This window comes from Murinocardiopsis flavida (assembly GCF_003014485.1).
GTDB classification, from domain to species: domain Bacteria; phylum Actinomycetota; class Actinomycetes; order Streptosporangiales; family Streptosporangiaceae; genus Murinocardiopsis; species Murinocardiopsis flavida.
In genome coordinates this window covers 62,654-84,135 of the sequence record NZ_PYGA01000016.1, presented here as the reverse complement: position 1 = coordinate 84,135, position 21,482 = coordinate 62,654, and the positions used below count along the sequence as shown (strand labels likewise).

The 21,482-nt window shown below is 72.7% G+C and carries 22 protein-coding genes and 1 pseudogene; 14 read left to right on the top strand and 9 right to left on the bottom strand.

All coding sequences use genetic code 11. The annotated features are described in order from the left end of the window. The first annotated feature begins 44 nt into the window (after positions 1 to 44). Positions 45 to 830: a MerR family transcriptional regulator gene (locus CLV63_RS21385; protein ID WP_106584956.1), complete on the top strand. Its 786-nt coding sequence runs from the start codon at positions 45 to 47 to the stop codon at positions 828 to 830. A 256-nt stretch (positions 831 to 1,086) separates the two neighbouring features. Here the strand turns inward: CLV63_RS21385 and CLV63_RS21380 are convergent, their stop codons facing one another. Then, the gene (locus tag CLV63_RS21380) at positions 1,087 to 1,428 is read right to left on the bottom strand and encodes a DUF2277 domain-containing protein (protein WP_245928964.1); all 342 of its coding nucleotides are present in this window, start codon (positions 1,426 to 1,428) and stop codon (positions 1,087 to 1,089) included. Between the two features lie 123 nt (positions 1,429 to 1,551). Beyond that, on the bottom strand, positions 1,552 to 2,151 hold the full coding sequence (locus CLV63_RS21375) for a TetR/AcrR family transcriptional regulator (RefSeq protein ID WP_106584955.1): 600 nt from the start codon (positions 2,149 to 2,151) through the stop codon (positions 1,552 to 1,554). An 84-nt stretch (positions 2,152 to 2,235) separates the two neighbouring features. On the opposite strand from CLV63_RS21375, the gene CLV63_RS21370 reads away from it, so the two are divergent. Next, entirely contained in the window at positions 2,236 to 3,837 is a 1,602-nt protein-coding gene (locus CLV63_RS21370) for an MFS transporter (RefSeq protein ID WP_106584954.1), read from the top strand. A gap of 114 nt (positions 3,838 to 3,951) precedes the next feature. Here CLV63_RS21370 and CLV63_RS21365 read toward each other — a convergent pair whose 3' ends face one another. Further along, on the bottom strand, positions 3,952 to 4,833 hold the full coding sequence (locus tag CLV63_RS21365) for a sigma-70 family RNA polymerase sigma factor (protein WP_106584953.1): 882 nt from the start codon (positions 4,831 to 4,833) through the stop codon (positions 3,952 to 3,954). 190 nt (positions 4,834 to 5,023) lie between these two features. Here CLV63_RS21365 and CLV63_RS21360 point away from each other — a divergent pair, with 190 nt between their 5' ends. Beyond that, positions 5,024 to 6,337, top strand: a complete 1,314-nt coding sequence (locus CLV63_RS21360; protein WP_106584952.1) for an FAD-binding oxidoreductase — start codon at positions 5,024 to 5,026, stop codon at positions 6,335 to 6,337. A 148-nt stretch (positions 6,338 to 6,485) separates the two neighbouring features. Here the strand turns inward: CLV63_RS21360 and CLV63_RS21355 are convergent, their stop codons facing one another. Continuing rightward, positions 6,486 to 6,674 carry a methyltransferase family protein gene (locus tag CLV63_RS21355; protein ID WP_106584951.1) on the bottom strand — a complete coding sequence of 63 codons (189 nt, stop codon included), beginning with the start codon at positions 6,672 to 6,674 and terminating at the stop codon, positions 6,486 to 6,488. A 147-nt stretch (positions 6,675 to 6,821) separates the two neighbouring features. Next, positions 6,822 to 7,433 carry a helix-turn-helix domain-containing protein gene (locus CLV63_RS21350; RefSeq protein WP_106584950.1) on the bottom strand — a complete coding sequence of 204 codons (612 nt, stop codon included), beginning with the start codon at positions 7,431 to 7,433 and terminating at the stop codon, positions 6,822 to 6,824. A gap of 55 nt (positions 7,434 to 7,488) precedes the next feature. Between CLV63_RS21350 and CLV63_RS21345 the strand changes: the two genes are divergently transcribed. Further along, positions 7,489 to 8,532, top strand: a complete 1,044-nt coding sequence (locus CLV63_RS21345; RefSeq protein WP_245928963.1) for an NAD(P)/FAD-dependent oxidoreductase — start codon at positions 7,489 to 7,491, stop codon at positions 8,530 to 8,532. Positions 8,533 to 8,570: 38 nt separating this feature from the next. Next, positions 8,571 to 9,197, top strand: a complete 627-nt coding sequence (locus tag CLV63_RS21340; protein ID WP_106584949.1) for a class I SAM-dependent methyltransferase — start codon at positions 8,571 to 8,573, stop codon at positions 9,195 to 9,197. A gap of 90 nt (positions 9,198 to 9,287) precedes the next feature. Here the strand turns inward: CLV63_RS21340 and CLV63_RS21335 are convergent, their stop codons facing one another. Further along, entirely contained in the window at positions 9,288 to 10,037 is a 750-nt protein-coding gene (locus CLV63_RS21335) for a hypothetical protein (RefSeq protein WP_106584948.1), read from the bottom strand. Between the two features lie 131 nt (positions 10,038 to 10,168). On the opposite strand from CLV63_RS21335, the gene CLV63_RS21330 reads away from it, so the two are divergent. Continuing rightward, complete coding sequence (locus CLV63_RS21330; RefSeq protein ID WP_106584947.1) at positions 10,169 to 11,005, top strand: alpha/beta fold hydrolase; 837 nt, start codon at positions 10,169 to 10,171, stop codon at positions 11,003 to 11,005. 230 nt (positions 11,006 to 11,235) lie between these two features. On the opposite strand, the gene CLV63_RS21325 is transcribed toward CLV63_RS21330, so the two are convergent. Further along, entirely contained in the window at positions 11,236 to 12,396 is a 1,161-nt protein-coding gene (locus tag CLV63_RS21325; RefSeq protein WP_106584946.1) for a cytochrome P450, read from the bottom strand. Between the two features lie 164 nt (positions 12,397 to 12,560). Between CLV63_RS21325 and CLV63_RS21320 the strand changes: the two genes are divergently transcribed. The 4 genes and pseudogenes from CLV63_RS21320 to CLV63_RS21305 form a co-directional block, all read left to right on the top strand. Continuing rightward, positions 12,561 to 13,055, top strand: coding sequence for a MarR family winged helix-turn-helix transcriptional regulator (locus CLV63_RS21320; protein WP_106584945.1), 495 nt, complete (start codon positions 12,561 to 12,563; stop codon positions 13,053 to 13,055). 155 nt (positions 13,056 to 13,210) lie between these two features. Next, the gene (locus CLV63_RS21315) at positions 13,211 to 13,630 is read left to right on the top strand and encodes a YciI family protein (protein ID WP_106584944.1); all 420 of its coding nucleotides are present in this window, start codon (positions 13,211 to 13,213) and stop codon (positions 13,628 to 13,630) included. Positions 13,631 to 13,642: 12 nt separating this feature from the next. Then, positions 13,643 to 14,929 (top strand): RNA polymerase sigma factor, encoded by a 1,287-nt coding sequence (locus tag CLV63_RS21310; protein WP_106584943.1) that lies wholly within the window; start codon positions 13,643 to 13,645, stop codon positions 14,927 to 14,929. 71 nt (positions 14,930 to 15,000) lie between these two features. Continuing rightward, positions 15,001 to 15,207: pseudogene (locus CLV63_RS21305) on the top strand (hypothetical protein); the annotation flags it as partial. A gap of 34 nt (positions 15,208 to 15,241) precedes the next feature. On the opposite strand, the gene CLV63_RS21300 reads toward CLV63_RS21305, so the two are convergent. Both CLV63_RS21300 and CLV63_RS21295 read right to left on the bottom strand, forming a co-directional pair. After that, positions 15,242 to 16,351, bottom strand: a complete 1,110-nt coding sequence (locus tag CLV63_RS21300) for a sensor histidine kinase (protein ID WP_106584942.1) — start codon at positions 16,349 to 16,351, stop codon at positions 15,242 to 15,244. Further along, positions 16,344 to 17,039, bottom strand: a complete 696-nt coding sequence (locus tag CLV63_RS21295) for a response regulator transcription factor (RefSeq protein WP_106584941.1) — start codon at positions 17,037 to 17,039, stop codon at positions 16,344 to 16,346. The genes CLV63_RS21300 and CLV63_RS21295 overlap by 8 nt, the downstream gene beginning before the upstream one ends. A gap of 89 nt (positions 17,040 to 17,128) precedes the next feature. On the opposite strand from CLV63_RS21295, the gene CLV63_RS21290 reads away from it, so the two are divergent. The 4 genes from CLV63_RS21290 to CLV63_RS21275 all read left to right on the top strand — a co-directional run bounded on the left by CLV63_RS21290 (position 17,129) and on the right by CLV63_RS21275 (position 21,003). Further along, positions 17,129 to 17,875, top strand: coding sequence for a M15 family metallopeptidase (locus CLV63_RS21290; protein ID WP_106584940.1), 747 nt, complete (start codon positions 17,129 to 17,131; stop codon positions 17,873 to 17,875). Between the two features lie 77 nt (positions 17,876 to 17,952). Then, a complete protein-coding gene (locus CLV63_RS21285; RefSeq protein WP_106584939.1) occupies positions 17,953 to 18,684 on the top strand; it encodes an aspartate/glutamate racemase family protein in 732 nt (243 codons plus the stop codon). Beyond that, complete coding sequence (locus CLV63_RS21280) at positions 18,677 to 19,633, top strand: D-alanine--D-alanine ligase family protein (protein WP_106584938.1); 957 nt, start codon at positions 18,677 to 18,679, stop codon at positions 19,631 to 19,633. Before CLV63_RS21285 ends, CLV63_RS21280 begins: the two co-directional genes overlap by 8 nt. Then, positions 19,630 to 21,003 (top strand): UDP-N-acetylmuramoyl-tripeptide--D-alanyl-D-alanine ligase, encoded by a 1,374-nt coding sequence (locus tag CLV63_RS21275; RefSeq protein ID WP_106584937.1) that lies wholly within the window; start codon positions 19,630 to 19,632, stop codon positions 21,001 to 21,003. The genes CLV63_RS21280 and CLV63_RS21275 overlap by 4 nt, the downstream gene beginning before the upstream one ends. Positions 21,004 to 21,482 lie beyond the last annotated feature (479 nt).

The following is a 21,482-nucleotide window of genomic DNA, read 5'->3' as shown; positions in this document are numbered from 1 at the left end:
GCAGGTCAACCGGCCGGCCGCGACAACGCGCGCGGGCCGGGCCGATGACGGGGCGTCGGGCCGACGGTGTCACGATCGGGCAGGCGGCCGCGTTCGCGGGTGTCACGGTCAAGACCGTGCGGCACTACCACCGGCACGGCCTTGTCGCCGAACCGCGGCGAGACACCTCCGGCTACCGCCGGTACGGATCGGACGACCTGCTGCGGCTGGTCCAGGTCCGGACGCTGGCCACCGCCGGAGTGCCGCTGGCGGAGATCGCGTCGCTACTCGACGCCGGCCCCGAGCAGTTCGCCGCCGCCCTCACCGGCGTCGAACGGCGCCTGACCGAGCGGATCGCGGAACTGACCGCCCGGCGGGACACGCTGCACCGGCTCGCCGACGACCGGGCCCTGCTGTCCGACCGCGCCCTCGCGGTCCTGGACCGGATGACCGGCCTCGGCTTCAGTCCCGACTATGTGGCCGGCCAGCGCGAAGCCCTGGTGCTGTTCCGGGCGCTGTCGCCGGAGGGCGCGGACCACTTCCTGACCAACCTCGAACACCGGCTGGACGACCCCGAGTACGTCGACCTGATCAAGCGCAGTGTGGCGGCGGAGTCCTGGGCGGCCGACGACCCCCGGATCGAGGAACTCGCCGCCGCCATCGCCGCCAACCTGCTGGCCGATCGCGAGTTGCTGACGACACCGGCAGGCTTCAGGGCCGGGCCCGACACCGCTGTCCGGTACCGGCTGATCAACCACCACCGCGAAGATGAGGCGCCGGCCTGGGTCCGGCTCAACGCGCTGGTCGAGGCCGAACTCCGTTCCGCGGGCGTCCCCATTCCCCACCGCTGACGGTCGGCCGCGGGGGACGCGGCGGTCTACGGGACGGGCGGTCCAGCGTCCGGCGTCCATCGGCGCGGTCCTCGACCATCCCGCTCGGCCAATGAGTGTCTCTGCCCGGTGATTGGCCCGGATGGCAGGGCCGATTTCGGGGAAGTGGACGGTGTGGGCGGCGCGCAGCCGCTCGCGCTGCGCGCGGAGCGGCGGCCTTCGACGTCCGCGGGGCTGAAGGGCGGTCGTGGAGCGAAGGGCGCTCGCCGCGGTGCGGCTAGTTCTGGGCGGCCGTGCCGAAGCGGCGTTGGGCGCGCTCCTTGGCGCGGGCCGCCTCTTCCTCGCGGGTGCGCGGGGGTGCCGAGGTCACCAGGGACTCGAGTAGCTCGGTGGTCGCCGCGGAGACGGCCTCGACCGCGCGGTCGAACGCCTCGCGGTTGGCGGCCGAGGGCGCGGTGGACCCGCTGATCTTGCGTACGTACTGTACGGCGGCGTCGTGGACCTCGGTGTCGGTGGCGGGCGGGGTGAAGTTGTGCAGGCGGCGGATGTTGCGGCACATGGCGGTCCTCCCGGTGTCGTCGCAGCGCACGGCCCATGCACGGGGCCCGCGCGGGGTCATGGTCCCACCTTCGCAGAGGGTGCCGACAGTGTCGCGGGGGCGTGCGCGGTCGGCCGCCCGTGCGGTCACAGTCCGCGGAGCCGCCGGATTCGGCCGCCCGCGCCATCAGCGTTCTCCAAGCCCTCAGCCGTCCGCGCCGTCGGCGTCGTCCTTCCGGCGGTCGGCGCCGTCCATACGGTCGGCGACCGTGCGGAGTCCGGCCGCGAGCTCCTTGGCCGAGGGCGCCCGCTCCGGGTCGATCATCCATTGCAGTGACAGCCCCGACAGCATCGCCAGGTAGGCCGACCCGGCGGTGCGCTCGGCGTGGTCGTCGGCGTCGGCGCCGACGAGCTTCCGGGCGAGGTCGGCGCGCATGATCTGGAAGTAGTCGGCGAACACCTTCTGAAGATCGGGGTTGTCGCGGGTCTGCGCGTACACCTCGATGCTGAGCGCCCAGTACGGGCGCTTGTCGACGAAGGAGCCGATGACCTCGTCGAGATCGGCCTCGAAGTCCCACGGTGCTTCGGGGTCGCCCTCGGCGGCGGGGACGGACGGCTCCATCGACCCCTCCAGCACCTCGAAGAGCGCCGTCATCATCAGGGCGTCCTTGGACCGGAAGTGGTAGCCGATGGAGGCGAGGTTGGTGCCGGAGGCGGCCACGATGTCGCGGGCCGTCGTGCGTGCGTATCCGCGCTCCAGCAGGCACTTCTTCGCGCCGGCGAGCAGATCTTCTCGATGTCCCACAGCGAGAGCATAACCGATGGTTCATACATTTGTCTCATACGGACGTATATGACGAACGTATTAGACAGGTGTATATTTCCGGGCATGACAGCACCCAACCCCAGAGCCGCCGCGGCCCCGACCCGCGCATGGATCGGCCTCGCCGCCCTCGTCCTCGCCGCCACCCTGGTGTCGATGGACCTGTCCGTGCTGTTCCTCGCGCTGCCCTACCTCAGCGAGGCGCTGGAACCCAGCGGCACCCAGCTCCTGTGGATCACCGACATCTACGGCTTCATGCTCGGCGGCCTGCTGCTGACCATGGGCACCTTGGGCGACCGCATCGGACGCCGCCGCCTCCTCATTGGCGGAGCCGCGCTGTTCGGGCTCGCGTCGGCCATCGCGGCCTTCGCCCCCACCGCCGAACTGCTCGTCGCCGCCCGCGCCCTGCTCGGCGTCGCCGGTGCCACCCTGGCGCCCTCCACGCTCGCGCTGATCCGCAACATGTTCCACGACCCGCGCCAGCGCCGCACCGCCATCGGGGTATGGACCGCCGGCTTCTCCGGCGGCGGCGCACTGGGCCCCGTCATCGGCGGCGTGCTGCTGGAGCACTTCTGGTGGGGGTCGGTCTTCCTCATCAACGTCCCAGTCATGGCGGCGCTGCTGGTCGCGGCCCCGCTGCTGCTCCCCGAGTTCCGCGCCGCCCGGGCCGGGCGGTTCGACCTGCTCAGCGCTGCGATGTCACTCGCGGCGGTGCTCGCCGTCATCTACGGGATCAAGCGACTTGCCGAGCACGGCGCCGACCCCGCCGCCGCTGCGGCCGTCCTGCTCGGCACGGCGATCGGCGTGCTGTTCGTGCGGCGCCAGCGCCGCCTGGCCGACCCCATGATCGACGTCGGACTGTTCCGCAGCCGCGCGTTCTCCACCGCCGTCGCCGTCAACGCGCTGACGATGTTCGCTCTCATGGGATCGGGGATCCTGACCGCGCAGTTCCTGCAAAGCGTGCTCGGCATGCGCCCGCTGGTGGCGGCGCTGTGGTCGACCGTGCCGTTCCTCGCGGTGCCCATCGGCGTCACGGTGGCCACCCTCGCTGTGCGGCGGCTGCGCCCCGCCGCGGTGGTCGGCGCCGGGCTGTTCACCACCGCCGCCGGGTTCCTGGTGATGACCCGCGTGACCACCGACGGCGGGCCGCTGCTCCTCATCGCCGGGTCCGCCGTCATGGCCGCCGGTGTCGGCATGGTGTCCACACTCGCCAACGACCTGGTCGTCGCCACCGCCCCACCCGAGCGCGCCGGTGCGGCGTCCGCGCTGTCGGAGACCGGCAGCGAGTTCGGCGGGGCGCTGGGCATCGCCGCGCTCGGCACCCTCAGCACCGCCATCTACCAGGCGCAGGTCGCCTCCGACGCGCCCCAGGGGATCCCGGCGGCCGTCCTGCACACCGCGGGCGAGACCATCGGCGCGGCGCTGCACGCCGCGGCGTCCCTGCCCGGATCGGCGGGGGAGCGGCTGGCCGACGTGGCGCGCGAGGCGTTCACCGCGGGCCTCCATGCGTCGACCGCGGCCGCGGGCGCCCTGCTCGCAACGGCCGCGGTCGTCGTCCTGATCGTCCTGCGGGACCTGCGCACCGAGCAGGTCGTCCACCAGGAGGACGAGGACGAGGACGCCGACGGTGGGGGCCCCGGCGCCCAGCCGGCCGAGACCCGCACCTGACCCGGACGCCACCGACGCCCCCGCCGCCCCTGGCCGGTCCCGGCCAATGCCGCCCGGTCCGGTCCGCCGTCGGCGGGCGGCGGGGCCGGGCGGCGCCTCGGTCCCGCGGCGCGGTCAGGGGCGCTCCTGCGCGTCCCCGACCAGCCGGGCCACCCGGTCGGGGTCGGAGAGGATGTCGATCCCGGCGATCCTGCCGTCGCTGACCGTGAAGCTCAGCACCGACCGCGGCCGCCCGTCCACGGCACCGAGCAGGCCGATGACCCCGTTGACGACGACCGGCTGCACGTCGCGGGCCGCGTTGCCGACCACGCCCCCGGCGACGGCCTCGGCGCCGGTGACCGTCCGGATCCCGCCCCCGGCGACGGCCCCGGCGTCGATGCGCATCACCACATCGGGGTCGAGGATGGCGAGGAGCCCCGCGAAGTCGCCGCCGCGCGCGGCGGCGAGGAACGCGTCGACGACCCGGCGCTGCCGGTGCGGGTCCGGTTCGGCGGGCGGCACCGTGCCCCGCACCCGCAGGCGGGCGCGGCTGGCCAGTTTCTTGGCGGCGGCCGGTGAGCGGTCCACGATGACGGCGATCTGGTCGAACGGCACGGCGAACATGTCGTGCAGCACGAACGCCAGCCGCTCCGCCGGGCTCAGCGCCTCCAGCACCACCAGCAGCGCCAATCCCACCGAATCGGCGGCCAGCGCCTGCTGCTCCGGATCGCCTGCGTCCTCGCGGCTGACGACCGGGTCGGGAAGACGCTGCTCCAGCGCGTCCTCGCGCCGTGCGGTGCGCGCACGGAGCATGTCCAGGCAGACGCGGCCGACGACCGTGGTCAGCCAGCCGCCGAGATTGTCGATCCCGCCCGGCGCCGACCGGCTGAGCCGCAGCCAGCCCTCCTGGACGGCGTCGTCGGCCTCGGCGAGCGATCCGAGCATGCGGTAGGCGACCGCCTTGAGGTGGGGGCGGTGCTGCTCGAACCGGTCTGCCAGGAATTCGTCGGTCTCCACTGTCACATCCTCAGGCTTGACTTCTTCCTGTGTATGACGAACCGGACTTGGCGGAGGTGACCGCCCCGCCCCGCCTCATCCCACGCGGTCACCTTTGCACGGCGCGGTTCGTCATAGCGGCGACCGACCTCGTGAACGGGCTCCGACCAATGGGCGCTCGAAGGACGAACCGACGAATGAGGAGTACACCGTGACGATCAACGATCTGCGCAACGCCGTCAAAGGCGAGGTCTTGCTGCCCGGCTCCGACGGGTTCGCGCAGGCCGCAGCGGCGTGGAACCTGACGGTCGCCCAGCCGGTGGCGGCGGTGGTCACAGCCGCCGACGCCGACGACGCGGCCGACCTGGTGCGCTACGCGCGCTCGGCGGGCCTGTCCGTGGCCGCCCAGCCCAACGGGCACGGCGCGTCCGGCGCCACCGACGGGGTCATCCTGCTGCGCACCGGCCGCCTCGACCACGTGGCGGTCGACGCCGGGCGGCGGCGGGCCCGGGCCGGTGCGGGCGCCCGGTGGGGCGCCGTGCAGGCGGCGGCCGCACCGCATGGGCTCACCGGGCTCGCCGGCAGCATGCCGGAGATCAGCGTCACCGGCTTCACCCTGGGCGGCGGGCTGTCCTGGTTCGGCCGCGCCTACGGCTGGGCGTCCCAGTCGGTGCGGTCCTTCGACGTCGTCGACGCCGACGGCGACCGCTCCCAGGTGAGCGCCGACTCCGACCCGGACCTGTTCTGGGCGCTGCGCGGCGGCGGGGGCGACTTCGCGCTGGTCACCGCGGTCGAGTTCGACCTGCACCCCGCGCCGGCCCTGTACGGCGGGCGCGTGATGTGGCCGGGTGCGCGCACCGCCGAGGTGTTCGACGCGTTCCGGGAGGTCACCGCGCACGCGCCACCCGAGCTGTCCGTCTGGTTCCACCGCTTCCAGTTCCCCGACGCCCCACCCATGGTCGCCGTGGACGCCGCCTACCTGGGCGGCGCGGCCGAGGGCAGGGAGCTGCTGGCCCGCCTGGACAAGATCGGCGACGCGGCCGCCGACACGCGGGCCGTCCTGCCGGTCGAGCGCCTGGGCGACATCACCAAGGAGCCGACCGCCCCCGCCCCGTCGATGGCGCGGGCCGCCCTCCTCACCGGCGTCCCCGAGCAGGCAGCCGAGACCCTGGTCGAGACGCCGATCGGCCCGCTGATCAACGCCCAGGTGCGGCACCTGGGCGGCGCGCTCGCCGCCGAGGCGCCCGGCACCGGAGCGCGCGGCCCGGTCGCCGAGCCCTACCTCCTCTACCTGATCGGACTCGGGCTCCCGCACCTCAAGGACGGGGTCGCCGCCAAGCTGGCCGAGTTCTCGGGGGCGCTGGGGGACCACGTCAGCGGGCGCGTGCCCTACACGTTCCTGTCCCCGGGGCAGCAGGCGGCCGACGCCTTCGACCCGCCGACCCTGGACCGCCTGCGCGCCGTCAAGCGCGCCCGCGACCCGCACGGCGTGTTCCGCGCGAACTACCCGGTCCTCGGCGGGTAGCCCTCCGCCGCGCCCGCCCGGCGCCCGCGCCACGCGGCGGTGCCGGGCGGGCGCAGCGGGCGGGCGCAACCGGTTTCCCGTCGTCCGCCCTCCCCGGGCTGGTCGGCGGGGCGCCGCGCGGCCGCCGGGGCGCGCCGCGGCGCACCGCCTACTCCCCGGATCGCGGATGCCAGGGGCGCAGCCGCGGCACCCACGCCGGGACGGCGCGGCGGTACTCCGCATAGTCGTCGCCGAAGCGCCGCAACAGCACCGGTTCCTCCCGCCAGCGCACGAACGACGCGGTGAACACCCACACCACGGCCCCGTAGCCGAGCACGGCGGGGCTCGCGAACAGCATGCCTGGCCGCCGATCAGCGCCAGCAGCGCCACGTACATCGGGTTGCGGACCCTGCGGATCGGACGGCGGCGAGGCCGGACCCCGGCCGGGAGGGGGAGCGCGGCCCGCCACCCCCCGGGGCGCGGGTGTGGCGGACCGCGCCCGCGCTCACGGCTCCTCGGGCTCCTCTGGCTGCCCCTTCGCCTTGGGGCGGGCGCGCAGGTGGGCGCGTTCTCCCTGCCTGCCGAACAGGCTGAGGAACTCGACCGGCTCGTCGTCGGCGGTGTCGAACCAGTGCGGGACGCGGGTGTCGAACTCCGCCGCCTCGCCGGAGGAGAACACCAGGTCGTGCCCGCCCAGGACGAACCGCAGCCGCCCGTTGAGGACATAGAGCCATTCGTAGCCTTCGTGGGACTGCGGATCGGGTTCCCGCCGGCGGCTGCCGGGCCGGATCACGAGCTTGTAGGCCTGGATCCCGCCGGCCTTGCGCGTCAGGGGCACCATGGTCATACCCCCGCGGGTGATCGGGCGCAGGTGGATCCGCGGGTCGCCGGTTGGCGGGGCGTCGACGAGCTCGTCGAGCGTGACGCCGTGGGCCTTGGCGAGGGGGAGCAGCAGTTCGAGATTGGGTCGGCGGGCCCCGGACTCCAGCCGGGACAGGGTGCTCACCGAGATGCCGGTCGCCGCCGACAGGTCGGCCAGCGTCGTCTCGCGCTGCCGGCGCAGCGCGCGCAGCCGGGGGCCGACGGAGTCGAGTGCGCGGTCGAGGTCGCTTTCCATGCCCCCATTTTGCCACTCCGGCAACGAAGCTTGCAGTAACGTCGGGCCGGATCGCATGATCGTCGTGGAGGTGATCATGGTGAACGATCAGGTGAGAGACCACTATGACGTGGTGGTGTTCGGCGGCGGTGCCGCAGGGTTGAACGGGGCGCTGATGCTGGCCCGTGCGCGGCGATCGGTGGCGGTGATCGACTCCGGCGCCCCGCGCAACGCCCCTGCCGAGGGTGTGCACGGGCTCCTGGGCCGCGAGGGGATGCCGCCGGCCGAACTGCTGGAGCGCGGCCGCGCCGAGGTCCGCGGCTACGGCGGCCACGTCGTGTCCGGGGAGGCGACCGGCGTGGTCCGCACCGGCGAGGGGTTCACCGTCGCGCTGGCCGACGGCGGGTCCGTGCGGGCGCGCCGCCTGCTGGTCGCCAGCGGAATCGTCGACGAACTGCCGGACGTACCGGGGCTGCGGGCCCGATGGGGCCGCGACGTCCTGCACTGCCCCTACTGCCACGGGTGGGAGGTCCGGGACCACGCCATCGGCGTGCTGGCCAGCGGGCCGATGTCGGTGCACCAGGCGCTGCTGATCCGGCAGTGGAGCGCCGACGTCACCTTCTTCACGCACACCATGCCGCCGCCCTCCGATGAGGAGGCGGAGCAGTTCGCCGCCCGCGGCATCCGCGTGGTGGACGGCGCGGTGGCGTCCCTGGAGATCGCCGCCGACCGCCTCGTCGGCGTCCGGCTGGACGACGGGACGGCGGTCGCCCGCCAGGCGCTGGCGGTCGCGCCCCGCATGGTGGCGCGCGCCGGATTCCTGGACGGGCTGGGGCTGCGGCCGGTCGAACACCCCTCGGGGATGGGCGAGCACATCCCCGCCGACGCGGCCGGCCGCACCGAGGCGCCCGGGGTGTGGGCGGCGGGCAACGTCACCGACCTCACCGCCCAGGTCGGCGCGGCCGCCGCGGCGGGCGCCGCGGCCGGGGCCCAGATCAACGCCGACCTGGTCGCCGAGGACACCCGCCGGGCGGTCGCCGCCGCCAGGGCGCCGTACTCGGCCGCGTCCGAAGCGCGCAACAGCGAACAACTGGCGGGCGACAGCCGCCACGGCCTGTAGAACCACCGAAATCCTGTAGACCAGCGAAAGGACGTGTTGTGCCCGAAGAGTTCGACAAGGCGTACTGGGAAGAGCGTTACAGCGGCGGCCACACCGCCGGTGGCAGGCGGCCCAACCCGCAGCTCCTGGCGGAGGCCGCCGACCTCGCGCCCGGCACGGCGCTGGACGCGGGCTGCGGCGAGGGGGCCGACGCCCTCTGGCTCGCCGCGCGCGGCTGGCGGGTGACGGCCGTCGACGTCGCGGCCAACGCGCTGCGCCGCGCCCGCGAGCACGCCGACACCCTCGGCGCCGACGTCAGCGGACGGATCGACTGGGTCGAAGCCGACCTGACCGACTGGGTGCCCGCCGAGGAGCACTACGACCTGGTGTCCACCCACTACGTGCACCCGGCGGGGGCGCGCGACGCACTGTTCCGCCGCCTCGCTGCGGCGGTCGCGCCGGGCGGGACCCTGCTCATCGTCGGCCACCACCCGGCGGACACGCACAGCGCCGCGCACACCTCGGCGCCGGAGGTGCACTTCACGGCGGAGGAGGCCGCGGCGGGACTCGACCCCGAGCGGTGGGACGTCGTCGCCGCCGACGCCCGGTCCCGGTCGGCAACCGGTCACGGCGGCCACGCGATGACCGTCCACGACGCGGTCCTGCGCGCCCGCAAGCGCCCCTGAGCCCCGGACGCGGGGGCGCGCCGGGGGGATCCGCCGACCCCGGCGGTGGCGGCCCGCCCCGGCCGGTCACCGGCCGGGGCGGGCCGCCCGCTACATGCGGTAGATGTTGCCCTCAGCGGAGTTGACCAGGGCGAACCCGGGGTTCGCGCGGGTGAACTCGGCGCACTCGCGGAGATGGGCGAGGAGTTCCGCGGTGGTGCGGCGTTCGAGCCCGAGACGGGAGAGGAGGAGCCGGCTGATCTCCGCCGCGGACAGCGGCGGGTACTCGCCGTCCCAGTCGTCCGACACCTCCAGGGAGTCCTCGCCGTCGAGGACGTCCTGCACCCATTCGTAGAGCGCCTCGTCGGACGACCGGTACTCGTAGTCGTCCAGGTCGTCGTCGAGGTCCTCCTCGGTCGTGACGGTGATTCCCTTTTCGGCGTACACGTCGAGGAGGTCGGCCCACTGCTCGGCCGCGTACTCCTCGGCCCGGGCGGCGAGGACGTCGAGGCCGGCGTCCCGCCTGTGCTGGACCGCCATCACCCCATGGTGAACGGGACTGAGCAGCAGCTCCAGCGCCCACCGGAGGTTCAGGCCGATGTAGGTCGCGTTGCCTTCGGAGTCGGCGTGCAGGACGGGGCGCTGCTCGTCGTCGCCATCGCCGCAGAGGAAGTACGTGCCGCCGGAGTCCTCGCCGCCGATCGGGTCGAGGGGCGCGCCCGACCTCAGGTGGACGTCCTCCACATGGTCGGTCCGTCCGGTCTCGAAATCGGACAGCATCTCCGCGGCACGCCTGTGGTTCGGCATGGAGAGCAGGGTGCGCATCCGGAGCAGCAGGGGGAGCTCGTCGGTTTCAGGCATGGCCGCGACGCTAACAGCACCCACCCTCGAAACCGCGTCCGTACCCGGCCCACCCGGTCGGCGCGATGAGTTCCCGGCCCGACGCTGGTCGGTACCGGTGAACCGCACCCCTGAAGTTCAGGAGATACTCCATGTCCGGTACAGCGACGAGCCGCACCCTCGACGTCCGCGGTGCGCGCCTGCACTACGAGATCCGCGGGACCGGCCCTGTCCTCCTACTCATCGGACTGCCTATGGACTCCACCGGATTCGCCCGTCTGGCGCCTCTGCTCGCCGAGGATCACACCGTGGTGACCTACGACCCCAGGGGCATCTCCGGCAGCACGATCGACGACCCCGACCAGGACGCCGACCCCGACCTGATCGCTGATGACGTCCACCGTCTGATCACGGCCCTGACCACCGAACCCGTGGCGGTGTTCGGCTCCAGCGGCGGCGCCGTCACCGGCATCGCCCTGACCCACCGCCACCCCGAGCAGGTGCGCACACTCGTCGCCCACGAGCCGCCGCTGGTCGAACTGCTCCCCGACCGAGCGCAGGTTCGCGCAGAAGTCGACGACGTCTACGCCACCCACCTGCGCGGCGACACCGACGCCGCGTGGGCGAAGTTCATGACGATGACCGCCCTCGGCGGCGCCGACTCAGCCGCAGCGCAGCAGGCCACGGAACCCGAACCGCCCACGGACCAGGAGAAAGAGCAGACGGCTGCCAATGGAGACCGCATGCTCGCGCACTGCCTGCTGCCCACCACCCGCTACCGTCCCGACATCGCCGCGCTGCGCGCCGCCCCAACGCGCATCGTCGCCGCACGCGGCGCCACCTCCGCCGGGCAGCTCGCACACCGCACCGCCACCGCGTTCGCCGAGCACCTCGCCATCCCGCCGATCGAGTTCCCCGGCGATCATGGGGGCTTCTTCACCGACCCGGAATCCTTCGCCACGACCCTGCGCCGGGCGCTCGCCGGATAGTCCGTGATGCCCGCACCTGTCGGGGCGCGTGCCGGCCACCGGTGCCGTCCTGTGTGGCCGCCGACCCGCACCGGACACACGGGCGCGGCCGCGAGCGCCGCCGCACTCCGCCCTGACTCCCCGCCCACGATCCGCGAGCGCGGTACTCGCCGCGCAGTGGCGCCTGGGGCGGCGGGGGTACCCGATGCGGAGGTCGTCGCGGCCCTGGAGGGCCCGGCGCTGCGCGGACGTCAGCCGCGCAGTGCGACCGGCAGGGCGGTCAGGCGGCTCCCCAGGATGCCGCCCGTGCCGCGCTGGCGCAGCTCGGCGTGGGGCACGGCGAGCCGCGCGTCGGGGAAGTCGATCCGCAGGACGTCCACCAGCACCCGCAGCTCGACCTGGGCGAGCTGCGCCCCGGTGCAGTAGTGCGGCCCGGCGCCGAAGGTGAGGTCGGGCCCGTCGGGGCGGGCGGGGTCGGTGTTGATGCCGCGGATGTCCACGAGTACCGGTGAGCGCGGCGGCAGCGGCACGCCCGCGAGTTCGACGTCGGTGGCGGTGTAGCGCCACAGGGTGAACGGCGCGGGCGGGTGCCGGCGCAGCGACTCGCGCACGACCGCGTCGATGCCCGCGTCGTCCGCCGCGGTGTGCCCGCTGCCGAGGACGTCGGCGATCAGGAAGCCGAGCGACACGTCGGTGGTGAGCTGCCCCGCGAAGACCAGCGTGAAGATCAGGTAGTGGAGCTGCGCCTCGGTGTAGCCATCGGGAAGCCGCTCGCGCAGCTCGGCGGCGAGGCCGTCTGCGTCGCCGTGCAGCGCCGCGGCCGCCAGCTCCGCGAACCCGGCCATGGCGGCTGCCACGTCCTCGGGGTCCTCGCTGTGCATCCGGCGGCAGGCCGCCACCGCCTGGTCGATGCGGTCGGCCGGGACGCCGAGCACGGCGGAGACGACGGCGAGGGGGTACCGCGTGGTGAAGTCCGCCATCAGGTCGACCGTCGCCCCGCGGTCGGTGAGTCCGGTGAGCAGTTCGCGGGCGATGGTGGCGATCCGCCCGGTGTACCCGTCCATCCGCCGGGCGGTGAAGAGGAGGGTGTGCGCCCGGCGCAGGAGCGTGTGCGCCGGGCCGTCGAGGGTGGTGAGGGACGGCTGCTCGGCCGCTGTGGGTTCGAGCCCGCCGGTACCGGGTTCCCAGCCCGGCGGTGCGTACGCGGGGTCCTTCACGATGCCGGGGTGGACGCAGACCTCGCGGGCGAGGGCGTGGTCGGTGACGACCCACACCGGGCCGCCGCCGTCGGGGGCGTCGGCGCGGACGAGGGGGCCCGCCGCCCGCATGAGGGCGTGGGCGGGGTGGGGGTCGCTGATGGCGCGGACGGCTGGGGCGAACGGGTCGACCGTGACGCGCGGTGCGTCGGGCATGCGGACTCCTGGCGTGTTCGGCGGGCCGCCGCGGGCAGGGGAGCGGCGACAAAACTATCTTCATAGTGAAATAACTTCACGAGGAAGGTAGATTGGTGGCGATAGGTTGTCAACCGCGCCGGCGGCGCACAGCACCAGGGACGACGGCCCGAGGCGGAGGACAGATGGCAGCGCCCGAACCCGAACGGCTCGCCGAGCACCGCACCCGGATCCTGGGCGGACTGCGCGGCTTCGGGGCCGACTACACCGAGTTCACCCGGCGCTTCGCCGACTCGCTGGGACTGCACCCCACCGACGCCGCGGCGCTGGCCGAGATCCTCTACGCCGAGGACAAGGGCGCGCCGCTGACCCCCTCCCGCGTCAGCGAACGCGTCTCGCTGACCTCCGGCGCGACCACCGCGCTGCTGAACCGGCTCGAACGCGCGGGACACATCGTCCGCACCCGCGAACACACCGACCGCCGGGTCGTCACCCTGCGCAGCAGCAAGGACATCGAGCAGCCCGCACGGCGGTTCTTCGCACCGCTCGCCCGGCACCTGGACGCCATGCTCGCCCAGTACCCGCCCGAGCTGCTCGAACAGATCGAGGCGTTCCTCGACCACCTCGGCACCACCATGGACGCCGCCCTCGCCGAAGAGGAGCGCGGCGCGGCCCGATGACCCCCGTCCGGCCCGTCCCTGTCCGGCCGCTGCCCGGCCATGGCGCGGATCCCGCCGAAAGAGGACCATGGGTCGTGTCGATCCGCCGGGTCCCCGTTCGACCTAGGGGTGCGGGTCCCCGAAGAGGGGACCGGATTACCAAGGGAGCCAGTGCCATGAAGTACATGCTGATCATGCGTGCCACCGACGAGGCGTTCGCGAAGATGGGGGACATCGACTTCACCGAGATGCTCGGGACCGTCGGCCGGTACAACGACGAGATGATCCGGGCCGGGGTGCTCCTCGCCGCTGAGGGACTCGCCGCCGCCGACGAAGGCGTGGTCGTGGACTACTCCGCCGAGCCGCCCGTTGTCACCGACGGCCCCTACGGCGAGACCAAGGAGCTGTTCGGCGGATTCTACGTCCTCAACGTGGCGTCGAAGGAGGAGGCCGTCGAGTGGGCCAAGCGGATGCCGATGGGCGGCCCGGGCTTCAAGACCGAGATCCGCCGGGTCACCACGATCGACGAGTTCCCGCAGGACAACGAATGGATCCAGAAGGAGCGGGCGTGGCGCGAGGCCACCGGTCAGCTCTGATCGGCCCGTCCGATGGCTGACCCCGCCGGCCGTGAGGCGGTCGCCGCCATCTGGCGGATCGAGTCCGCGCGCATCGTCGGCGCGCTCGCCCGCTACACCGGGGACTTCGCGCTGGCGGAGGACCTCGCCCAGGAGGCACTCGCCGAGGCGCTGGTGACCTGGCCGCGCGAGGGCGTGCCCCGCAGCCCCGCGGGGTGGCTGCTCACCGTCGGGCGGCGCCGCGCGATCGACGCGTTCCGCCGGCGCTCCGCCCGCGACGAGCGGTACGCCGCCCTCGCCCGCGACCTGGGCGAGGGCGGCGCCGCCTCCGGCGGGATCCCCGCCGACCAGGACCGGGACGCCGACGGCGTGCTGTGGGATCCGGACCAGATCGACGACGACGTGCTCGCGCTGATGTTCATCTCCTGCCACCCCGTGCTGTCGCGCGAGGCGCGGGTGGCGCTCACCCTGCGCGTGGTCGGCGGCCTGACGAGCGACGAGATCGCCAAGGCGTTCCTCGTCCCGACCTCGACCGTCCAGGCCCGGATCACGCGCGCGAAGAAGACCCTCGGGGCGGCCCGGGTGCCGTTCGAGGTGCCGCCGACCGAGGACCGCACCGAACGCCTCGGCTCGGTGCTCAACGTGATCTACCTGGTCTTCACCGAAGGGTCCTCCGCCAGCTCCGGCGGCGACCTGCTCCGGCTCGACCTCGCGGGGGAGGCGCAGCGCCTCGCCCGCGTGCTGGCCCGACTGGTGCCGGGCGGGCCCGAGGTCCACGGCCTGCTGGCGCTGCTCGAACTGACCGCGGCGCGCTTTCCCGCCCGCACCGGGGCCGACGGGCAGCCGATCCTGCTGGAGCACCAGGACCGCGGCCGCTGGGACCGTGCCGCGATCCGGCGGGGGCGGGCGGCGCTGGCCCGCGCGGAGCAGGCTGGGCGCGGGCTGGGCGCCTACGGGCTCCAGGCGGCGATCGCCGAATGCCACGCCGTCGCCCCGTCCGTCGGCGCGACGAACTGGGAGCGCATCGTGCTCATCTACGAGGCGCTCGGCCACATCGCGCCGTCGCCGGTGGTCGACCTCAACCGGGCGGTGGCGGTGTCCATGGCCCAGGGCCCGGCGGCGGCGCTGCCGCTCGTGGACGCGCTGGCGGCCGCCGGTGCGCTGGCGGACTCGCACCTGCTGCCCGGCGTCCGCGGGGAGCTGCTCAGCCGCCTGGGGCGCACCGCCGAGGCGCGCGCCGAACTGGAGCGGGCCGCGGGGCTGTGCGGGAACGAGCGCGAACGCGCCGTCCTGGAGGGCAAGCGCGCGGCGCTGGACTGACGCCGGCCCGCTCGGCGGCCGCCGAGCACCCGATGCCCGCCGCGGCGGGCCGGGCGGACCCGGCGCCCGGGGGCGAGAACATCCCCGAGCCGGGTATCCCCGAGTCCTTCAAGGTGCTCATCAAGGAGATGCAGTCGCTCTGTCTCAACGTTGAGGTGCTGTCCAGCGACGGCTTGGCCATCGAAATGCGCGACAGCGACGAGGACGTTTTCCGCGCGGCGGAGGAACTGGGAATCGACCTGGGTCGGCGCGAGCCGAGCAGCGTCGAAGAGGTCTGACGGCCCCAACCTGCCTGATCAACCTGCCTGATCGTCATCTGTCGGTGTGCGGTGGTGCGGCGGGGAGTCGCACGGTGATGCGGAGCCCGCCGTCGGCCCGCGGGGTGAGGGTGAGGGTGCCGTCGTGAGCCTCGGCGATGCTCTTGACGATCGCCAGACCGAGGCCGACACCGGCGTGGTCGGTGCGGACGCGTTCGGTGCCGCGGTGGAACGGTTCCACCAGCGTGGCGACCACCGAAGCGGCGAACTTCTTGCCGGTGTTCTCGACGGTGAGCACCACGGTCTTGGGGCGAACGCTGGTCGTGACCCACACGGTGCCCTGGTCGGGCAGGTTGTGGACGATCGCGTTGTGCACGAGGTTCGTCGTCATCTGCAACAGGAGCGCGGGGGAGCCGTTGGCGGGGGCTATGTCGCCGGAGGTCTCGATGGTGAGGCCGCGCTTCTCCGCGAGGGGGAGAAGCGTCTCGGTGGCTTCCTCGGCCAGGAGGGACAGGTCGAGGTGTTCTCGGGTGAACGACCGCTGGTCGGCGCGGCTGAGCAGGAGCAATGCTTCGGTGAGATCGATCGCCCGGGTGTTGACGAAGTGGAGGCGTTCGACGAGTTCGCCGGTGCTGCGGCTCGGATCGTTGTGGGCCACGTCGAGAAGTGCCTGCGTGATCGCCAGCGGGGTGCGCAGTTCGTGGGAGGCGTTTGCCGCGAATCGCTGTTGTTCGGCGACCTGTGTTTCGAGGCGTGCGAGCATCGTGTCGAAGGCGTCGGCGAGTTCGCGGAACTCGTCTCTGCGGCCCGCCAACCGGACCCGGTGCGACAGCGATCCGTGCGCGGCCATGCGGGTGGCGTCGGTGATGCGAGCCAGCGGGGCGAGCATCCGGCCGGCGAGAAGCCACCCGCCCAGCAGACCGAACACCAGCAGGAAAGCCAGCATCACGGTTGCCACCTGGCCGAATGCCTGCTGGGTGCTGGAGCGGCCCGGAGCGAACGCCCCGAGGATGCCGAGCTTCGCGTCCTTCATGATCGGGGCATCGGAGAAGAATTGCAGGAAGACCACCCACAGGCCGAGCAGCAGGACACCTGCGAGCACGAGGAACCCGGCGTAGCTGAGGGTGAGTTTGAGGCGGACGCTCAACCCGGGCGGTCTATCCACGGTCCCCTCCCTCACGTCCGGTGTCGGCTGCCGTGTCGATGCGGTAGCCGACACCGGGCACGGTGGCGATCAGCCAGGGTTCGCCGAGCCGTTTGCGCAGCGCCGAGATGGTGATGCGCACGGCGTTGGTGAACGGGTCGGCGTTCTCGTCCCACGCCCGCTCCAGGAGCTCTTCGGCGCTGATGACACCGCCGTCGGCGGCGATCAGGACCTCGAGCACGGCGAACTGTTTCCGGGTGAGCCCGACGTAGCGGCCGTCGCGGTAGACCTCGCGGCGGAACGGATCCAGCCGCAGGCCCCCGATCTCTCGCACGGGCGGCCTGCTGTGCGCGCGCCTGCGGTCGAGTGCTCTGAGCCTGAGCACGAGTTCTTGGAGTTCGAAGGGCTTGGTGAGGTAGTCGTCGGCGCCGAGTTCGAACCCGGACGCCTTGTCGTCGAGCCGGTCGGCAGCGGTGAGCATGAGGACGGGCATGCCGCTGCCGGAGGCGACGATGCGTCTGGCGACCTCGTCGCCGGAGGGCCCGGGGATATCGCGGTCGAGGACGGCGATGTCGTAGGCGTTGATGTTCAGCAGTTCCAGAGCGGCATCGCCGTCACCGGCGATGTCGGCGGCGATCGCCTCCAGGCGCAACCCATCGCGGATGGCCTCTGCCATGTAGAGCTCGTCCTCGACGATCAGCACACGCATATTCCCTCGATGCTATGAGCCGGGCCATATCGTCGGCGTATCGAAAACCGCATACGTGCCGGCAACACCACGCGGTCTTGTCTGGAGGCATGACCTACAGCGGACCAGCACGCACAGCAGCCCGCCTTACCCGATCGACCACTCTCGCCGCGCTCGTGGTCGCCAGGGCGACGCTTATCGGCGTCCTCGTCTACAGCCCTTACAGCACTCGGTCGCTCTCCTCGGCCGTATCCGGCGACCATCGGCATGGTGCGCTCGGCGAGGCGGACGGCGCCGTCGGTGGCGGCGTGACGGTCTTCGACGACCGGGTTCCGGCCGTCGCCAACCTCGACCCCGAACTGCGGGGTGCCCTCCGCCGCGCCGCAACCGACGCCGCGGCCGACGACGTCGAGTTCCTCGTCAACAGCGGCTGGCGTTCCCCGGAGTACCAGGAACAGCTGCTCCGTGAGGCGGTCTCGAAGTACGGCTCGGAACAGGAAGCCGCCCGATGGGTGGCCACATCCGACACGTCTGCCCATGTGTCCGGGGACGCGGTCGACATCGGGCACTCCGATGCCACGGCGTGGCTGTCCGAGCACGGTGCCGAATACGGGCTGTGCCAGATCTACCGCAACGAACCCTGGCACTACGAACTGCGCCCCGAAGCGATCGATCGCGGTTGCCCGCGCATGTATGCCGACCCCACTCACGACCCGAGGTCGGGCGGCGCCGTCCGCCGGGATACCGGCGCCGGGACGCGGCGCGCGCACCCACCCCACCGGGTGATCCAGCGAGCCGGGCACCAGCCGGCCGCTGCGGATCGGCCACGGGTTCCGCGGTCCTCGGCAAACCCATAGCGGAGGGGCGGCAGGCCGGGCGCTCGGCAGGGCGCCTGGAAGCCGCACGACAGCGCAACGACAACGAACGGAGGACCATGCGCACTATCGGACTTATCGGCGGGTTGAGCTGGGAATCGACGGTCATCTACTACCAGGTCATCAACCGGCGGGTGCGTGAACGCCTCGGCGGGAGCCATTCGGCCAACAGCCTGATCTGGTCGGTCGACTACACGACCGTCGAAGACCTCATCTTCGCCGGCCGGTGGGACGAGGTCGGTGAGCTGCTCGGTGGCGCGGGCGTCGCGCTCCAGGCCATGGGGGCCGAACTACTGCTCATTTGCAGCAACACCTTCAGCCGGGTGAACGACGAGGTGGAGCGGGCGGCCGGCGTTCCCGTGCTGCACATCGCCGACGCCGTCGGCGCCGCGGTCAGCGACAGGGGGATGCGCAAGGTCGGCCTGCTGGGCACCCGGTTCACCATGGAGGAGTCCTTCTACACCGACCGGCTGGCCGCGCACGGCTTCGAGGTGATCGTCCCCGGGCCCGATGAGCGCGAGTCGATCCACCGGGTGATCTTCGAAGAGCTGATCCGCGGGGAGCTGCGGCCCTCGTCCAGGGACGCCTACGTGGCCACGATCGCCGACCTGGCCGCGCAGGGCGCCGAGGCCGTCATACTCGGCTGCACCGAGATCGAGCTGCTGATCACCGACAAGGACACCGCCATCCCGTTGCTGCCGAGCGCCCGGCTGCACGCGGAGGCGGCGGCCGGTTTCGCCCTGGCCGGATCGAAGCGGACGGTCATGGAAGGAATCCACGATCATGGCTGAACGTGTGCGCGTTGCAGTGCTGGCAGGCGGACCGTCTGCCGAGCACGAGGTGTCGCTCGAGTCGGCGCAGGCGGTGGCCGACGCGCTGCCGGTGGAGCGCTACGACCCCGCCCTCGTCGTCATCGACCGGCAGGGCCGATGGTCGCAGGAGCTGCACCAGGGCGCCGTGGACATCGTCTTCCCCGTGCTGCACGGCCCGTTCGGCGAGGACGGAGTGGTCCAGGGGCACCTGGAGGCGCTGGGCCTGCCGTACGTGGGTTGCGGCGTCCTCGCCTCGGCCGTGGCGATGGACAAGGTCGCAATGCGGCGGGCGTTCCGGGCCGAGGGCATCCCGGTCACTCCGCATGTCTGGTTCACCGAGCACGACTGGGGCACCACGAGCGACAGACGGGGCCTGGTGAAGTCGCTGGACTGGCCGATGTATGTCAAACCGGCCAACATGGGCTCCTCCATCGGCATCTCCCGCGTCACCTCGATGGCGGAGCTGCACCAGGGCGTCGAGCTGGCCTTCGGCTATGACCGGGTCGTCGTCGTCGAGCAGGGCATCATCGCCCGCGAGCTGACCTGCGGCGTGCTCGGCGACCACGACACCCCCGACACCTCGGCGGCCGTTGAGCTCAACGTCCGCGGCGACCTGCTCGACTACGAGTCGAAATACCACAGCGACTATGAGATCGCCACGGTTCCCGCCGCGCTGCCCGAGCCGATCGCGGAGGAGGTACGCGAGCTGTCCCTGCACGCGTACCGGTCGATCGGCTGCTACGGCCTGGCCAGGGCCGATTTCCTCTACGAGGAGCAAGCGGACCGCCTGTACCTACTGGAGATCAACACGATGCCCGGCTTCACCGCTCGTTCCGTCTATGCCAGGGGCTGGCAGGCCAGCGGGCTCACGTATCCGGATCTGCTGGGCCGCCTTATCGACCTGGGGTTCGAGAGGAGCGGTGCATGATCCCGATGACGCTGGCCGAGATCGCCCGAGTCCTGGACGCACGCCTGGACGCCGTGCCCGACCCGGACACGCCGGTGACGGGACCGCCGACGGTCGATTCGCGCGAGGTGGTGCCGGGCGGCCTGTTCGCCGCGACGGTCGGCGCCCGCGCCGACGGGCACGACCACGCGGCCGACGCCGTCGCCGACGGCGCCGTTGCCGTGCTGGCATCCCGCTCCGTCGGCGTGCCCGCGATCGTGGTGGCCGACGTGCAGGCGGCGCTCGGCGTGCTGGCCGGGCACGTGCTGGCCCGCCTCGGCTGCACGGTGATCGCCCTGACCGGATCGGTGGGCAAGACCACCACCAAGGACCTGCTGGCCCAGATACTCGAACGGCACGCGCCGACCGTCTCGACCGACCGGTCGTTCAACAACGAGCTCGGGCTACCGCTCACCGTGCTGCGGGCCGATGCCGGGACCCGCTACCTGGTGCTGGAGATGGGCGCCGGCAGGAAGGGCGACCTGACCTACCTGACCGGGATCGCGCCGCCGCAGGTGGGCCTGGTGCTCAACGTCGGCGCCGCACACGTGTCGCGGATGGGCGGCGGGCTGGCGGACGTGGCCGCGGCCAAGGGGGAGTTGGTGCAGGCACTGGCGCCCGACGGGTACGCGCTGCTCAACGCCGACGATCCGTACGTCGTGCGCATGGCGGAGCGCACCACGGCCCGGGTCGTGCGCTACGGCAGGTCACCAGGCGCCGATGTGCGGGCCGAGCAGGTGCGCCTGGATGACGGGGCCCGGCCCGCATTCGACCTGGTGACACCCTCGAACCGGGCCCGGGTCGCCCTCGATCTCGTCGGCGAGCACCAGGTGGCCAACGCGCTGGGCGCCGCCGCGGCCGCCGCCGCACTGGGACTGCCCACCGACGAGATCACCGCCGGGCTCAACGCGGCCACCCACCGCGCATCGGGCCGCTTCGAGATCACGAACCGGCCCGACGGCGTCACCGTCGTCAACGACGCCTACAACGCCAACCCGGAATCCATGCGCGCCGGGCTGCACGCGTTCACGGCACTGGCCGGCGACCGCCGCACCATCGCGGTGCTCGGCGCCATGGGACAGCAGGCCGACGCCTCCCAGGCCCGGCACGAGCAGGTGGGCTGGCTGGTGGCCGAGCTCGGCATCGACGTGCTGATCGCAGTCGGCCAAGGCGATCCACGGGCCATGGCAGCCGAGGCGTCCGGCGGGGAGGTCACGGTGTACACGGTCCCAGACGTGACCGGAACCCTCAGGGTGGCCACCGAGCTGATCGCACCGGGAGACGTGGTGTTCGTCAAAGCGTCCAGCGAGTACGGCCTGCACGCCTGCGCGCGTGAGCTGTCCGCACTTTGACAGTCGAGACGCGGCCCGGGTGCCCGTGCCCGTCCTCGCGCGGTGGGTGGGCCGGATGGACGAGCGGGGACAGCCGGGCCGCGTCCTCCTTCCCGGACCGGGGAGCCCTGGGTTGTCCGCCGGGGGACGGCGGCGTCGAGGTCGACGGTCGTCCGGAGGTGGCGGCGTCCGGGGCATCGCGTTTTCGACTGTTTCGTTTCGTTGTGGTTGTAACGTAATTCTGAAACGAAACAGATGATACGCAAACGGAAGAAGGTTCGACAGGGCGGCAATCCTGGCCTCCGATAAGTGGACCTTCTCGGAGGTCAGGCCTTGGGGAGGGCAGCGGGCAGCCCGCAACGAATCAGGGCAGTGCGACGTAACAGCGGGAACGGACGGTTTCAGGCCGAGGCGTATGGCCGGAGGCCGCCATCCCCGCTGTTCCGACCACGGGCATGGGAGCGTCTCGCACCCGGAGATCGGCCGCCTTAAACCAGTGG

Bases quoted from the DNA above. Each gene is read 5' to 3' on its own strand.
- CLV63_RS21385 (WP_106584956.1), top strand. From the start codon at position 45: ATGACGGGGCGTCGGGCCGACGGTGTCACGATCGGGCAGGCGGCCGCG.
- CLV63_RS21380 (WP_245928964.1), bottom strand. From the start codon at position 1,428: ATGACCCCGCGCGGGCCCCGTGCATGGGCCGTGCGCTGCGACGACACC.
- CLV63_RS21370 (WP_106584954.1), top strand. From the start codon at position 2,236: ATGACAGCACCCAACCCCAGAGCCGCCGCGGCCCCGACCCGCGCATGG.
- CLV63_RS21355 (WP_106584951.1), bottom strand. From the start codon at position 6,674: ATGCTGTTCGCGAGCCCCGCCGTGCTCGGCTACGGGGCCGTGGTGTGG.
- CLV63_RS21350 (WP_106584950.1), bottom strand. From the start codon at position 7,433: ATGGAAAGCGACCTCGACCGCGCACTCGACTCCGTCGGCCCCCGGCTG.
- CLV63_RS21345 (WP_245928963.1), top strand. From the start codon at position 7,489: ATGATCGTCGTGGAGGTGATCATGGTGAACGATCAGGTGAGAGACCAC.
- CLV63_RS21335 (WP_106584948.1), bottom strand. From the start codon at position 10,037: ATGCCTGAAACCGACGAGCTCCCCCTGCTGCTCCGGATGCGCACCCTG.
- CLV63_RS21330 (WP_106584947.1), top strand. From the start codon at position 10,169: ATGTCCGGTACAGCGACGAGCCGCACCCTCGACGTCCGCGGTGCGCGC.
- CLV63_RS21325 (WP_106584946.1), bottom strand. From the start codon at position 12,396: ATGCCCGACGCACCGCGCGTCACGGTCGACCCGTTCGCCCCAGCCGTC.
- CLV63_RS21320 (WP_106584945.1), top strand. From the start codon at position 12,561: ATGGCAGCGCCCGAACCCGAACGGCTCGCCGAGCACCGCACCCGGATC.
- CLV63_RS21315 (WP_106584944.1), top strand. From the start codon at position 13,211: ATGAAGTACATGCTGATCATGCGTGCCACCGACGAGGCGTTCGCGAAG.
- CLV63_RS21310 (WP_106584943.1), top strand. From the start codon at position 13,643: ATGGCTGACCCCGCCGGCCGTGAGGCGGTCGCCGCCATCTGGCGGATC.
- CLV63_RS21295 (WP_106584941.1), bottom strand. From the start codon at position 17,039: ATGCGTGTGCTGATCGTCGAGGACGAGCTCTACATGGCAGAGGCCATC.
- CLV63_RS21290 (WP_106584940.1), top strand. From the start codon at position 17,129: ATGACCTACAGCGGACCAGCACGCACAGCAGCCCGCCTTACCCGATCG.
- CLV63_RS21285 (WP_106584939.1), top strand. From the start codon at position 17,953: ATGCGCACTATCGGACTTATCGGCGGGTTGAGCTGGGAATCGACGGTC.
- CLV63_RS21280 (WP_106584938.1), top strand. From the start codon at position 18,677: ATGGCTGAACGTGTGCGCGTTGCAGTGCTGGCAGGCGGACCGTCTGCC.
- CLV63_RS21275 (WP_106584937.1), top strand. From the start codon at position 19,630: ATGATCCCGATGACGCTGGCCGAGATCGCCCGAGTCCTGGACGCACGC.